The following is a 14484-nucleotide window of genomic DNA, read 5'->3' as shown; positions in this document are numbered from 1 at the left end:
GGAAAAACATTATGAAGAAATTTTTTGATACCATATCCAATATTTGGAAAATAGAAGAACTTAGGAACCGTATCATGGTTACCTTGGGTCTTCTATTGGTATACCGATTTGGTTGCCAAATTGTTCTTCCAGGTATTGATTCATCACAACTTGCCGAATTGGCCTCAAGTACGGATCAGGGTATTTTTGGTTTGTTGAATGCTTTTACAGGAGGAGCATTTGCAAATGCTTCGATTTTTGCGTTGGGCATTATGCCCTACATTTCGGCCTCCATTGTGGTTCAATTAATGGGGATAGCCATTCCCTATCTTCAAAAGCTGGATAAGGAAGGTGAAAGTGGAAGAAAGACCAAAAATCAGATTACCAGATGGTTGACCATTGGTATCTGTATTGTACAGGCACCTGCCTATTTATATGGATTGGAAGCTTTCGGGGTTCGGGACAGTGCTTTCCTTTTGGGAAAAGGTCTCAATTTCATGATTCCTGCCGTAATTATATTGGTTACGGGATGTGTCTTTGCTATGTGGTTGGGTGAGAAAATTACGGACAAAGGTATTGGAAACGGTATTTCCCTGTTGATTATGATAGGAATCATAGCGACCATGCCTCAGTCCTTTGTACAGGAATTCTTTTCAAGGACTACGAATAACACTGGCGGCCTTATGTTCATTTTGATCGAAGTCATCCTTTGGTTCCTGGTCATCTTGGCCAGTGTACTGTTGGTAATGGCGACAAGGAGAATTCCGGTGCAGTATGCAAGAAGATCGGCATCTGGTGGATATGAGAAGAATGTAATGGGATCAAGACAATATATCCCTCTTAAGTTGAACGCATCCGGTGTTATGCCCATTATATTTGCCCAGGCCATTATGTTCGCTCCAGGATTATTGGGGAAAACATTTAACGAAACGGCCTTTGGACAATGGATGGAGGTACAGTTTAGCGATATATTCGGTTTGGCGTACAACATTTTGTTTGGCGTACTCATCGTAATATTTACGTTTTTCTACACGGCGATTACCGTGCCTACCAATAAAATGGCCGATGATTTGAAAAGAAGCGGAGGATTCATTCCCGGTATACGGCCTGGTAAGGAAACAGCTGACTTTTTGGATAAGATCATGTCCCTTATTACGCTTCCGGGTTCCATATTTTTGGCCGTTTTGGCGGTTTTGCCCGCAGTGGTGGTAAAACTAATGGACGTTCAGGCAGGATGGGCCTTGTTTTATGGAGGAACCTCCCTGTTGATCATGGTGGGAGTTGCCATTGATACCGTTCAACAAGTAAACGCCTATTTATTGAACAGGCATTATGATGGATTAATGAAAACCGGGAAAAATAGAAAAGTAGCATAATTTATGGCCAAGCAAGCACCTATAGAACAAGATGGTAGCATAATAGAGGCATTGTCCAATGCAATGTTTCGGGTAGAGTTGGAAAATGGTCATGTGGTGACCGCCCATATCTCTGGAAAAATGCGCATGCATTACATTAAATTGCTTCCAGGGGACAAGGTGAAGTTGGAGATGAGCCCTTATGACCTCACCAAAGCTAGAATTACATATAGATATTAAGCAGGAGACATGAAAGTAAGAGCATCGATAAAAAAGAGAAGTGCCGAGTGCAAGATCGTTCGTAGAAAGGGTCGATTGTACGTAATCAACAAAAAGAATCCTAGATTTAAACAAAGACAAGGATAGTTATGGCAAGAATTGCAGGTATAGATATACCGAAACATAAGAGAGGTGTAATAGCCCTTACCTATATTTTTGGTATCGGAAAAAGTAGGGCCCAGGAAATTCTGGAAAAGGCCCAGGTAAGCGAGGATACCAAGGTGTCCGACTGGAATGACGACGAAATCGGTCGGATTCGGGAAGCCGTTTCTTCCTATACCATAGAAGGTGAACTGCGTTCCGAGACCCAATTGAACATTAAGCGCCTTATGGACATTGGTTGTTATAGGGGTATACGCCATAGATCAGGATTACCTTTACGAGGGCAAAGGACAAAGAACAATTCCCGGACCCGTAAAGGAAAAAGAAAAACGGTGGCCAACAAGAAAAAGGCAACCAAATAATAAATTGGTATAAAGTACTAAGCTTAATACTAAACACGAATAGAAAATGGCAAAGGCAAATACAAAAGCGGCAAAGAAGCGTAAGGTTATCGTAGACTCGGTGGGCGAGGCCCATATCACTGCCTCTTTTAATAACATTATAATTTCATTGACCAACAAAAAGGGCGATGTAATCTCATGGTCCTCAGCAGGTAAGTTGGGCTTTAGGGGTTCTAAAAAAAATACTCCCTATGCAGCACAGGTAGCTGCCGAGGATTGTTCAAAGACCGCACATGAAGCGGGCCTTAGGAAGGTGAAGGTTTTTGTTAAAGGTCCTGGCAATGGTAGGGAATCGGCAATACGTACCATCCACAATAACGGTATCGAGGTAACCGAAATCATTGATGTTACCCCTATGCCCCATAATGGATGTAGACCTCCCAAAAGAAGAAGGGTATAAATTACATATTAATATATTTCACAGAAGTGTACCTAATGATTATCGAAGGATAAGCCTTAATTCATAATCGCACTTCAAACTACAGGAAAATGGCAAGATACACAGGACCAAAAAGTAAGATCGCCCGAAAGTTCGGAGAAGCGATTTTTGGAGACGACAAGTCTTTTGAGAAGAAAAATTATCCTCCGGGGCAACATGGACAAAACAGACGCCGTGGAAAAAAATCGGAGTATGCTATCCAATTAATGGAGAAACAAAAAGCCAAGTATACCTATGGTATTTTGGAAAAACAATTCCGCAATCTTTTTGCTACTGCAAAGCGTAAAGAAGGTGTAACCGGTGAAGTTTTATTGCAATTGTGTGAGTCCCGTTTGGACAATGTGGTTTACAGAATGGGCATTTCCACATCAAGAAGGGGGGCTAGGCAATTGGTTTCGCACAGGCACATTACCGTAAATGGGGAATTGGTGAATATACCGTCCTACTCCCTGCGACCAGGAGATGTTGTTGGCGTAAGGGAAAAATCCAAGTCCTTACAGGCGATACAGGATGCATTGGCGGCCAATAGCAGTGTATATGAATGGATTACATGGAATGCAGAAAAGAAGGAGGGTACTTTTGTTTCTACTCCAGAACGTTTGCAGATTCCAGAGAATATCAAGGAACAATTAATAGTCGAGTTATACTCAAAATAAATCAACACTGATCCAATTATGGCATTATTTAATTTTCAAAAACCCGATAAAGTAATAATGATCGATTCCTCAGACTTTGAGGGCAAATTCGAATTTCGCCCTTTGGAGCCTGGTTATGGATTAACGGTTGGGAACGCATTAAGAAGGGTATTGCTTTCTTCCTTGGAAGGACACGCCATCACATCGGTGAGGATTGATAAGGTAGAACATGAATTTTCCGTAATTCCTGGAGTTGTAGAGGACGTTACGGAAATTATCCTGAACTTGAAACAAGTTAGGTTTAAAAAGCAAATTGAGGACTCGGAAGCTGAAACCGTTTCCATTTCAGTAAGTGGTAAGGACCAAATGACCGCTGGGGATTTCCAAAAGTTTATTTCTGGGTATCAGGTACTGAATCCGGATTTAGTGATTTGCAATATGGATGCCAAAGTGAGCATAAATATGGAAATCACCATTGACAAAGGAAGAGGCTATGTGCCTGCCGAGGAAAACAAAAAGTCGGGAACACCTCTTGGAACCATAGCGGTAGATTCCATCTTCACCCCAATAAAAAATGTGAAGTATAGCATCGAGAATTTTCGTGTAGAACAGAAGACCGACTATGAAAAATTGGTATTCGAAATCGAAACGGATGGTTCCATTCACCCTAAGGATGCCTTGACCGAGGGTGCGAAGGTCTTAATTCACCACTTTATGTTATTCTCCGATGAGCGCATCACTTTGGAGGCCGATGAAATTGCCCAAACGGAGACCTATGACGAGGAATCCTTACATATGAGGCAATTGCTCAAAACAAAATTGGTGGATATGGACTTGTCCGTACGGGCCCTGAACTGTTTGAAGGCCGCCGAAGTAGATACCCTTGGAGATTTGGTATCCTTCAATAAGAATGACTTAATGAAGTTCAGAAACTTCGGAAAAAAATCCCTGACCGAATTGGAGGAACTTGTTATCAACAAAGGCCTAAGTTTTGGGATGGATTTGTCAAAATACAAATTGGATAAGGATTAATAATTTACTTCTGTTGGAAGGGAAGGTCCCGGATAAGGAAGAAAATAGAAAACAAAAATGAGACACGGTAAAAAGGTCAATCATTTAGGGCGCAAAGCCGCACATAGAAAAGCCATGTTGGCCAACATGGCCTGTTCCCTAATTGAACATAAAAGGATAAATACTACGGTGGCCAAGGCCAAGGCCCTAAAGCAGTTCATAGAACCTTTGATTACAAAATCCAAGGCAGAGAACAATCAAACAGTGGAGAAGGGCACACACAATAGACGTATTGCCTTTAAGAACCTAAGGAACAAATACGCAGTTACAGAGCTTTTTAGTGCGGTCTCTGAGAAAGTAGGTGATAGACCAGGAGGTTATACCAGGATCATAAAGCTGGGTAACCGTCTGGGTGATAACGCGGATATGGCCATGATAGAGTTGGTCGACTTCAATGAGCTCTATAATGCCGGTAAACCGAAGAAAAAATCCACCCGTAGGAGTAGAAGGGGTAAAGGAAGTAAATCCGAAACACCGCCCGTAGCCGTGATGGAGAACCCTACGGAATCAGAAGAAGTAATAGGAGCTGAAACCAAAGCGGATGATTCTGAAGAGTAAAATGTTAGTATATTTTAATATTTACAAAAGGATAGACTTTATAGTTTATCCTTTTTTTATGTTTATTTGTGAAACTAAAATAGAGCAGCACATATGAAGTACACATCCAGAAAAAAGGCATTATTGATATTGGCAGATGGAACCATTTTCCACGGAAAGGCAGTCGGTGATAAGGAAGGTACGGCATTTGGTGAAGTATGTTTCAATACAGGTATGACGGGTTACCAGGAAATATTTACGGATCCCTCCTATTTTGGACAGCTCATGGTTATGACCAACGCCCATATTGGAAATTACGGGGCGCATAGCGATGAAGTGGAATCCGATACAGTAAAGATAGCCGGTCTTATCTGTAAAAATTTTAGCTACGAATATTCCAGACCCGACGCCGATATGGGCTTGGAAGAGTTCTTGGATAAGAGTGACTTATTCGCAATTTCGGATGTGGACACTAGGGCACTGGTTAGTTACATTAGGGATAATGGTGCCATGAATGCCGTAATTTCCACGGATGTCGGAAATGTGGAAGCTCTTAAAAGTAAGTTGGCGGAGGTGCCAAGCATGGAAGGCCTGGAATTGGCTTCCCGGGTTTCTGCCAAGGAGGCCTACTACTACGGGGATGAGAATGCCGGCTATAGGATATCTGCCTTGGACATTGGTATTAAAAAGAATATTCTAAGGAATTTGGCAAAACGGGATGCCTATATAAAAGTGTTTCCTTACAACACCTCATTTGAGAAGATGGCCGAATGGAATCCCGATGCCTACTTCATTTCCAACGGGCCCGGAGATCCCGAACCGTTGACTGAGGCCATCGCTACGGCAAAGGAAATCATTAAAACGGATAAACCCCTCTTTGGCATTTGCTTGGGCCATCAGGTTATTGCCTTGGCCAATGGGGTATCCACCTATAAAATGCACAATGGACATCGGGGAATTAACCACCCTATCCTAAACTTACTTACCGGTAAGGGAGAGATTACCTCCCAAAACCATGGGTTTGCCATCAACCGGGAAGAAACCGAGAAAAACCCTGATCTGGAAATTACCCACGTGCATCTCAACGATCAGACCGTAGCGGGAATACGAATGAAAAATAAGGATGTTTTCTCCGTACAATACCATCCGGAAGCCAGTCCCGGACCTCACGATGCCGACTATCTTTTTGACCAATTTTTTGAAGTAATCAAGAAAAAATCACAACAAGCGGTATAGATTAAATAATAGTTATTTCATTTAGAATATTGCACTTTAAAACCTTAGGATAAGGGCTCCGTTTCGTATCTTTGCATTTTCAAAATCAATCCTAAAAACTAAAGAAAAATCAAATGAGTATCATCCTTAGTGTACATGCAAGACAAATTCTGGATTCAAGGGGAAATCCAACTGTAGAAGTAGATGTAATTACGGAGAATGGTGTTCTGGGAAGGGCTGCCGTACCTTCAGGAGCATCTACCGGTGAACATGAGGCAGTGGAGTTACGTGATGGGGGCAGCTCATTTATGGGAAAAGGTGTTAGCAAGGCCGTTGACAATGTAAATTCCGTAATTGCGGAAGAAATTTTGGGAACGTCTGTTTTTGAACAAAACGCGATCGATCAGGCAATGATGGCCTTGGATGGTACTTCCAATAAATCAAAATTAGGGGCCAATGCCATTTTGGGGGTTTCCCTTGCGGTGGCCAAGGCCGCGGCTAATGAATTGGGAATACCGTTATACAGATATGTCGGGGGGGTAAGTGCAAATACATTGCCTGTTCCGATGATGAATATCATCAATGGAGGCTCTCATTCCGATGCTCCTATTGCATTCCAGGAGTTCATGATAATGCCGGTAAAAGCCAAGGACTTTTCCCATGCCATGCAGATGGGGACCGAGATTTTCCATAATCTGAAAAAGGTACTACACGATAGGAATTTAAGTACGGCCGTTGGGGACGAAGGAGGATTTGCCCCTACTTTGGATGGTACCGAGGATGCCTTGGATACCATTGGCAAGGCCGTGGAGAATGCAGGATATAAATTTGGGGACGATGTAATGATTGCCTTGGACTGTGCTTCTGCGGAGTTCTATGAAAATGGCACATATGATTATACGTTATTTGAAGGCGATAAGGGAGCAAAACGCAGCTCAGGGGAACAAGCGGAGTATCTTGCCGAACTCTGTTCCAAATACCCTATTATATCCATAGAGGATGGAATGGATGAAAACGACTGGGACGGTTGGAAGCTTCTTACCCAAAAAGTTGGGGATAAGGTACAACTGGTCGGGGACGATCTTTTTGTAACCAATGTGGAACGACTTTCTCGTGGAATCGAAAATGGGATCGCCAATTCTATTTTGATCAAAGTAAACCAAATAGGAACACTTTCGGAGACAATAGCCGCGGTAAACATGGCCAAGAATGCGGGATATACTTCTGTAATGAGCCACCGTTCCGGGGAAACCGAGGACAATACCATTGCAGATTTGGCGGTAGCATTGAACACGGGCCAGATAAAAACGGGCTCCGCTTCCCGATCGGATAGAATGGCAAAATACAATCAGTTGCTTCGTATAGAGGAAGAGCTGGGAGATGTGGCCTTTTATCCACAGGAAAAAGCATTTAAGGTAAAATAAATTACCTTTTGTTAACCTAAGAAAAGCCTTCCAAACTGGGGAAGGCTTTTTCTTTGCAGTTTATGACCAATCTCATTACATATCTAATTCGCATTGCGTATATTTTGGCCTTATAATTTTTTTTAAATGAACAACTTCCTTTTTGTTGCTGCGGAGAACGATGCCATAGCCAATTGTAAGGCCGGCGGTATGGGTGATGTTGTTAGGGACGTCCCACGGCAGATTTCCGAAAGAGGGGACAAAGTACATATAATAGTCCCTTCTTATTCCAGACTTCATAGAGATGGAGGAACCTTAAAAACACGCCTTACTTTTCATCTGAGGGGAACCACTTATTCGGCAGAGTTGTATGAGGTAATTCCAAAGAAGGAGTTTAATAACCTTCACCATTACGTAATACATCATCCTGAAATAGAGGCGGGAGACATTGCACATATTTATCATAACAATCCCGTTGAACCCTTTTATACAGACTTCATCAAATATGCCATATTCTGTACCGCAGTATCCGAGGCCATTAAAGAGGATGCCTTTGGTAGTTTGGATATTATACATATGCATGATTGGCATTCTAGCCTAATGGTGTTCTTAAAGACCTACCATCCTGCCTATGAGACTCTAAAAAGGATACGATTTGTATATACCATTCACAACTTGGCGATACAGGGAATACGACCATTTGGTGACAATTATTCGTCACTGCAAAACTGGTTCCCTGATATTCCCATAGATTACGACAATTTAAAGGATTATCGATATCAGGATTGTGTTAACCTCATGGCCCTGGGCATTCGTCTTTCCGATGCCGTACATACGGTATCCCCATCTTACAAGGAGGACGTACTTTTGCCGAGTTCTCCCCCTGAATTTATAGGAGGTGAGGGTTTGGAAAAAGATTTAAGAAAGGCAGACGATGAAGGCAGGCTTTTTGGAATTTTAAATGGATCTAACTACAAAAACATCCGCACGGCCAAAAAAGGGAACATCTATCGCAATACGGTAAAGGCGCTCTTTAGATGGTTGCAGCAAGAATCGAAAAAATACAAAGCGGATTTCTTGGCACATACGGGGGAAAAGGTAATGGAGTTGGTCGATAATAGACCCAAATTCATCGTCTCCAGCGTGGCCCGTTTAACAGAACAAAAGTTCTATTTCTTTAAACGTTCGCCAGAAGCATTCATCGAAATCCTAAAGAAGTTGGAAAAGGTAGATGGTATCTTTATGCTTTTGGGGACCGGGGCTCCTGAGTACGAGGAACTGTTTAGGGGATTGAGCTATGAGTATAAGAATTTCATCTTTACCAATGGCCAATCGGAAGATCTGATCGATTCCATTTATTTGGAGACCGATCTGTATTTTATGCCCAGTCTTTTTGAACCTTGCGGTATTAGTCAAATGCTGTCCATGCGTAATGGAAATCCCTGTTTGGTACATGGAACGGGAGGCTTAAAGGATACCGTGGAGCATATGAGGACCGGATTTAGTTTTGGCGGTGATTCCTATGATGATAAAATCAATAATATGTTGCTGAGCTTTGATCAGGCTTTGGATGTCTTTCAGAACGATAAACCCAAATGGAAAAAGATGCAATCCGCGGCAAAAAAAATGAGGTTTACCTGGGAAAAATCCGTCGATGAATATTACAAGGTGCTCTATTTACTTTAGGCTTTTCCTCAGGTTTTTGATTTACTAAATGGGCTATGTTAATAATCTCCTAAAGGGAAAACCTTAATTGTTAAGATTCTCTCTTTTTCTTAAATTTACGGTCCTTTCTAATAATACTTAAATCAATCGAATGTCAGATAAAGCTACTCTGGAATATAATGGTAAAAAATATGAATTTCCGGTAACCGAAGGTACGGAAAATGAACTTGCGATAGACATTAAAACACTACGGTCCGCCACCGGGGGAATCATTACCCTAGATCCGGGATACAAAAACACGGGGTCTTGTGAAAGTGCCATTACTTTTCTGGATGGTGAAAAGGGTATTTTACGGTATCGAGGTTATTCCATAGAAGAGCTTGCCGAGAAGGCCGATTTTCTTGAAGTGGCTTATTTATTGATTTTTGGGGAGCTACCCAATAAAGAGCAACTTTCAAAATTCCACAATGACATTCGGGAAGAGTCCCATGTAGATGAGGAAATGAAAAAGATTTTGGATGGTTTTCCAAAATCCGCACACCCAATGGGAGTACTTTCTTCGCTCACCAGTGCTTTGGTTGCCTTTAACCCCTCTTCCGTGGATGTCTCTTCGGAGTCGGAGATGTACAAGTCCACAGTTAGGATTTTGGCAAAGTTTCCCGTACTTGTGGCATGGGCCATGCGAAAGAAAAAAGGATTGCCTTTGGACTACGGGGACGATACCTTGGGTTATGTGGAAAACATCCATAAAATGATGTTCAAACGGCCTAACAAAGAATACAGCAAAAATAAGATTGTAATTGATGCCTTGGACAAACTATTGATATTACATGCGGACCATGAACAGAACTGTTCTACGTCTACCGTACGTATTGTGGGTTCTTCCTTCGCCGGATTGTTCGCTTCAATATCCGCTGGTATCTCCGCGCTTTGGGGCCCATTACATGGAGGTGCAAATCAAGCGGTCCTGGAGATGTTGGAAGCTATTGAGGCAGATGGAGGCGATACCAAAAAATATATGGCCAAGGCCAAAGACAAAAGCGACCCGTTTAGGCTAATGGGTTTTGGGCATAGGGTATACAAGAATTTTGACCCTAGGGCAAGGATTATAAAAAAATCCGCTGATGAGGTCTTGGGCGATTTGGGAATCGAAGATCCTATTTTGGAAATCGCCAAAGGGTTGGAAAAGGAAGCTTTGGAAGACCCATATTTTGTGGATAGGAAATTATATCCCAATGTGGATTTCTATTCCGGGATTATCTACCGCGCCTTGGGTATTCCTACGGAAATGTTTACTGTAATGTTCGCTTTGGGTAGATTGCCCGGTTGGATTGCCCAATGGAGGGAAATGCGTTTAAAAGGAGAGCCTATTGGTCGTCCCAGACAGGTTTATATCGGCGAGAACCACAGACCATTTGTTGCCGTTGATTTAAGGTAATAGCTATTAATAGTTTCATAAGAGATAACCCTTATCGATTTCTTTGATAAGGGTTTTTTTATTGATTCCCGCTATCTGGGAATTCCTATATTTGCCAAAAATTATACAATGCTCCATCTTAATGTAAACGATGAAACCTCCCGGTTAAGGGCAGTGCTTTTAGGAACGGCAAGGAACAATGGTCCAGTGCCCAGACCAGAGAGTGCGTATGACCCAAAATCCCTTCAGCATATATTGGATGGTACGTACCCCAAGGAAGAGGATATGATAATGGAAATGGAGGCCTTGGCAAACGTTTTTAAGGCATACGATGTTGAGGTATTTAGGCCAGAGGTATTGGAGGACTGTAATCAAATTTTCTCTAGGGATATCGCTTTCGTCATAGAGGATAAACTGATAAAGGCCAATATACTTCCGGATAGGGAGGAAGAGTTTGACGCTATTTTACACGTATTGGAGTATATCCACCCGGATAATATTCTATATCCCCCTGAGGAGGTACATATTGAAGGTGGGGATGTGATGCCCTGGAACGATTATATTTTCATCGGCACCTACACGGGTCATGACTATCCGGATTATATCACCGCAAGGACCAACTGGGAAGGCGTGGAGTATATAAAGCAGATGTTTCCACATAAAAAAGTGAAGTCCTTTGAGCTTCGGAAATCGATTGCAAACCCAAAGGAAAATGCACTTCATTTGGATTGCTGTTTTCAACCTGTTGGAAAGGATAAGGCCATCATCCATAAAAATGGATTTTTAGTGGAAGAAGAATACCTTTGGTTGATGGACTATTTTGGAAAAGAGAATGTTTTTGAGATTACCGCCGATGAAATGTATTATATGTTTAGCAATGTATTTTCCATTGCTCCGGATGTTGTGGTTTCAGAACGCAATTTTACCCGTCTCAATGATTGGTTGCGAAACCAGGGCTTTACCGTGGAGGAAGTCCCTTATGCGGAGATTTCCAAACAAGGCGGGTTATTGCGTTGTAGTACCATGCCCTTGATCAGGGATTAAATGGCTTTTACATAAACAATGCCGTTAAAATGTCCATTTGAAGGTTTTCTGCCTTTTTCCGGATAGGTGATTCCATCATGGTGTTGAAATTGGTAGCGATGAAGACAATAGATGCCAAATCAGGCAAGTAGATCAAGACGCATCCTGCCCCGATCCCACCTCCTGAATGGCCCACGCCATACGTAGTTTCTAAATCATAAAAGGTTAGACCAAGCCCGTATTTTTGTTCCCCCTCATCGCTCAAGACCCATTCCTGCATGAGTTCAAGGGTTTTGGGCCTAAGTAATTTTCCAGAAATCAGGCCCTTAAAAAAAAGAATGGCGTCTTCGCTGGAAGTCACCATGCCATCATCCCCTTTCATTGAGGAAACATTGGCCCTTTGTAACTTTGAAATATTTGTCGGTAGGGCCTCCTGCAATACGTCCCAGTAGGCATCCACCAAATTCAAGTCTAAATCGATATTGTCTTTTGAGAGGACATAGGTGGATTTTAGCTTTAGCTTTTCAAATAGCTCCTTTTCCATGTACGTTATGTGGTTCCCGGTTATTTTGTCCGCAATCAACGCGAGAAACGCAAAATTGGTGTTGCGATAGGAGTATGTGCTACCAGGTTCAAAATCCAAGGACTTTCCTTCGATATACGAGAGCATTTCAGGAACGGTAAGTATGGTCAAGGGGTCTTGGATGATCCGGGATACCAGTAAAGGCTCCGTGCTATATTCCGGAAGTCCGGAGGTATGGTTCAAAAGCATTTTTAAAGTGATTTTCTCCGTATCCTTTATTGATGTTAACCAGGGGTGATCCAAATACTGAACAATTGGGTCCTCCAATTTTAGTTTTCCCTTTTCATACAGTTGAAGGATAACCACCGCCATGTAGGTCTTACTTATACTTTGTAAGTAATGTAAATGTTCCGTGGTAAGTGCAGTTTTGTTTTCGAGATTTGCAAAACCTTCCGCGTACGTCCACAATCCCATTTGTTCATTGTAGACAGCCAATGAAAGACCTGGAACCCCAAAATCGATGTATTTTTTGAGTACGCGTTTTACGGCCTCCTGTTTTTCGATTGGAAATCCTTTTTTTTGTGCAGAAAGGGAAATTGTTATCACCAACAACAATCCCAGAGTTTTAATCCTCATGTTCATAATGCATAGTTTTAGGCAAATATCTTATGAGAACCATGGGTTGTCCCAACCGTTTTGGGACGAATTGGATGAACTGTAGTATTTTCTGGGCTGGAGTGTAAAATGAAAAGGGTCAAAAACGGGGAGCCGTAATACTGAACCACTTTTTAAATTCTGGAGCGTTGGTTCTACTCACAACAGAGGTCTGGGTGGATGGCCCGAAATCAAACTCCACCAACAGCTTACCGTTTATTTCCTTTTTATACCCTTTAATCTGCTCTCTATGAACGATATACTTTCGGTTTAGCCGGAAGAAGTTTTCTTCGGGTAATACAGCGAATATCTTGTTTAGGGAGTCATCCAAAACAAATTGCTCCCCGGTTTTGGCCCTCAGGAAAGTGGCCCTATCCTCAACATAGAATATCGCTATCTGCTCAAACGCTATGTGTTTTGTACTATTTCCTAAAACTACGGAAAAACCTTTTGAACGTAATTCTTTGTCCTTGTCACGTAAGGACTGGGCCGTTAACCATTGATCATACAGGTAGAATCCAATATAAATACCATTAATGACCAAAATCCAAATAAAGAAGATAAACAGGTTGTAGGAGTAAAAGCTTATGGGCAAAGGGCCCTCCCCGAAAAGGGCGTTTATGATTTCAGTAGCCAATATGATAAAACCTTGGGCAATAAGGTTCGTGGCCAATATTTGTACTACAAGGCGTTGGACCAATGCTTTTTCATATGGTATTCTCTTGTCAAGCCAAAGGATGATCCACTTAATTAACCCCCAAGCGATATAACCCTGAACGGTATCTATAAAATAGGTGGTGTACGTATACCAGTCCCATCGAATTGTAGAGTAGGTAAGATGATAGTTGATGGTATTGATGATGGGTATCAAAATCAAGAAGAGCAGAACATCATTGTATTTACCCAAATATTTCGAGAGCATTTCGGTCTATTTAAGTCTAAAGATAACTACCAATCTTATTGTTACAAAGCTGGACTCAAGCCGATTCAATGAACCATTCGGAGGATTAGGTATGGATGGCAATCGGCATGGATAGCATAGCCATTTCCGGACATATAGAAAACTTTAACACCTGTTTTTTTGTTTACTAGACGAGTGGTCATATTTTTGTTCGTGGTTATAAGATCATGCAAAAGACTTTGAAACATGAAATAAAGGCGGACTATCTCTTGGAAAAAGGGATGGAACTACTTTGGTCCAAAGGGTATAACGCCACAAGTGTAAATGACATCGTCATGGCGGCGGATGTTCCTAAAGGCTCCTTTTATTTCTATTTTGACAGTAAGGAGGATTTTGCCATAAAGGCAATCGATAAGTATTTTCAGGCCCATTTTGCGCCGGCTAAGGAGATACTAATGGACAAAACGGTTTCACCGAAGCAACGTCTGCTGAATTTTCATGAATTTAGGTACAATGTGCTAAAAAATGAGATGGACTGCAAAATGGGATGTTTGGCCTGTAACTTAGGCAATGAAATGGCTGAGCACAATGAAAATATTAGAAAGGCTATTCTACAACGGGAAACGGCAATACAAGCCCAGATTACCGCGGTTGTGCAGGAAGCCCAGGAACTGGGCGAGATTAATCTCGATATGAACGCGGCGGACATCGTGGCGTTTTTTGAGGATGCAGGCAAAGGGGCTATGACCACCATGAAAGAAATGAAAAGTGCTTACCCTATCGATAATTTTATGAATATGGTACGAACTATCTTATTTGGATAATTTTTTTTACTATGTAATAGACGACTGGTCAATTATATCAGTAATAGATTTAGATAAGTTT

General features: G+C 41.9%; 16 protein-coding genes. 14 read left to right on the top strand and 2 right to left on the bottom strand.

Annotation, left to right across the window (positions count from 1 at the left end; genetic code table 11):
• The first annotated feature begins 11 nt into the window (after positions 1 to 11).
• From secY to Q0993_RS08980, 13 genes are all read left to right on the top strand, one after another.
• The gene (secY, locus tag Q0993_RS09040; RefSeq protein ID WP_299532054.1) at positions 12 to 1355 is read left to right on the top strand and encodes a preprotein translocase subunit SecY; all 1344 of its coding nucleotides are present in this window, start codon (positions 12 to 14) and stop codon (positions 1353 to 1355) included.
• Between the two features lie 3 nt (positions 1356 to 1358).
• The gene (gene infA / locus Q0993_RS09035; protein ID WP_015753973.1) at positions 1359 to 1574 is read left to right on the top strand and encodes a translation initiation factor IF-1; all 216 of its coding nucleotides are present in this window, start codon (positions 1359 to 1361) and stop codon (positions 1572 to 1574) included.
• A gap of 9 nt (positions 1575 to 1583) precedes the next feature.
• Complete coding sequence (gene ykgO, locus Q0993_RS09030; RefSeq protein WP_013621733.1) at positions 1584 to 1700, top strand: type B 50S ribosomal protein L36; 117 nt, start codon at positions 1584 to 1586, stop codon at positions 1698 to 1700.
• A 2-nt stretch (positions 1701 to 1702) separates the two neighbouring features.
• Positions 1703 to 2077, top strand: a complete 375-nt coding sequence (rpsM, locus tag Q0993_RS09025; RefSeq protein WP_299532052.1) for a 30S ribosomal protein S13 — start codon at positions 1703 to 1705, stop codon at positions 2075 to 2077.
• Positions 2078 to 2123: 46 nt separating this feature from the next.
• The gene (gene rpsK / locus Q0993_RS09020; RefSeq protein WP_299532050.1) at positions 2124 to 2516 is read left to right on the top strand and encodes a 30S ribosomal protein S11; all 393 of its coding nucleotides are present in this window, start codon (positions 2124 to 2126) and stop codon (positions 2514 to 2516) included.
• A gap of 89 nt (positions 2517 to 2605) precedes the next feature.
• Positions 2606 to 3211, top strand: a complete 606-nt coding sequence (rpsD, locus tag Q0993_RS09015; RefSeq protein WP_299532048.1) for a 30S ribosomal protein S4 — start codon at positions 2606 to 2608, stop codon at positions 3209 to 3211.
• An 18-nt stretch (positions 3212 to 3229) separates the two neighbouring features.
• Entirely contained in the window at positions 3230 to 4222 is a 993-nt protein-coding gene (locus tag Q0993_RS09010; protein ID WP_299532046.1) for a DNA-directed RNA polymerase subunit alpha, read from the top strand.
• 57 nt (positions 4223 to 4279) lie between these two features.
• Complete coding sequence (gene rplQ, locus Q0993_RS09005; protein ID WP_299532044.1) at positions 4280 to 4819, top strand: 50S ribosomal protein L17; 540 nt, start codon at positions 4280 to 4282, stop codon at positions 4817 to 4819.
• Between the two features lie 93 nt (positions 4820 to 4912).
• Positions 4913 to 6034: a glutamine-hydrolyzing carbamoyl-phosphate synthase small subunit gene (gene carA / locus Q0993_RS09000; protein ID WP_299532042.1), complete on the top strand. Its 1122-nt coding sequence runs from the start codon at positions 4913 to 4915 to the stop codon at positions 6032 to 6034.
• A gap of 113 nt (positions 6035 to 6147) precedes the next feature.
• Positions 6148 to 7437 carry a phosphopyruvate hydratase gene (gene eno, locus Q0993_RS08995; RefSeq protein WP_299532041.1) on the top strand — a complete coding sequence of 430 codons (1290 nt, stop codon included), beginning with the start codon at positions 6148 to 6150 and terminating at the stop codon, positions 7435 to 7437.
• Positions 7438 to 7563: 126 nt separating this feature from the next.
• Entirely contained in the window at positions 7564 to 9102 is a 1539-nt protein-coding gene (locus tag Q0993_RS08990; protein WP_299532039.1) for a glycogen synthase, read from the top strand.
• Between the two features lie 130 nt (positions 9103 to 9232).
• Complete coding sequence (locus Q0993_RS08985; RefSeq protein WP_299532037.1) at positions 9233 to 10519, top strand: citrate synthase; 1287 nt, start codon at positions 9233 to 9235, stop codon at positions 10517 to 10519.
• 108 nt (positions 10520 to 10627) lie between these two features.
• A complete protein-coding gene (locus tag Q0993_RS08980; protein ID WP_299532035.1) occupies positions 10628 to 11542 on the top strand; it encodes a dimethylarginine dimethylaminohydrolase family protein in 915 nt (304 codons plus the stop codon).
• Between the two features lie 7 nt (positions 11543 to 11549).
• On the opposite strand, the gene Q0993_RS08975 is transcribed toward Q0993_RS08980, so the two are convergent.
• Positions 11550 to 12686, bottom strand: a complete 1137-nt coding sequence (locus tag Q0993_RS08975) for a serine hydrolase (RefSeq protein WP_299532033.1) — start codon at positions 12684 to 12686, stop codon at positions 11550 to 11552.
• Between the two features lie 112 nt (positions 12687 to 12798).
• Entirely contained in the window at positions 12799 to 13620 is an 822-nt protein-coding gene (locus tag Q0993_RS08970) for a LytTR family DNA-binding domain-containing protein (RefSeq protein WP_299532031.1), read from the bottom strand.
• A 206-nt stretch (positions 13621 to 13826) separates the two neighbouring features.
• Between Q0993_RS08970 and Q0993_RS08965 the strand changes: the two genes are divergently transcribed.
• Complete coding sequence (locus Q0993_RS08965; RefSeq protein ID WP_299532029.1) at positions 13827 to 14423, top strand: TetR/AcrR family transcriptional regulator; 597 nt, start codon at positions 13827 to 13829, stop codon at positions 14421 to 14423.
• The last annotated feature ends 61 nt before the right edge of the window (positions 14424 to 14484 follow it).

It is taken from the genome of Ulvibacterium sp. (assembly GCF_028285715.1).
In the GTDB taxonomy this organism is placed as follows: Bacteria; Bacteroidota; Bacteroidia; order Flavobacteriales; family Flavobacteriaceae; genus Ulvibacterium.
The sequence above is the reverse complement of the archived record's forward strand: the minus strand, read 5'-3'. Positions and strand labels throughout refer to the sequence as shown.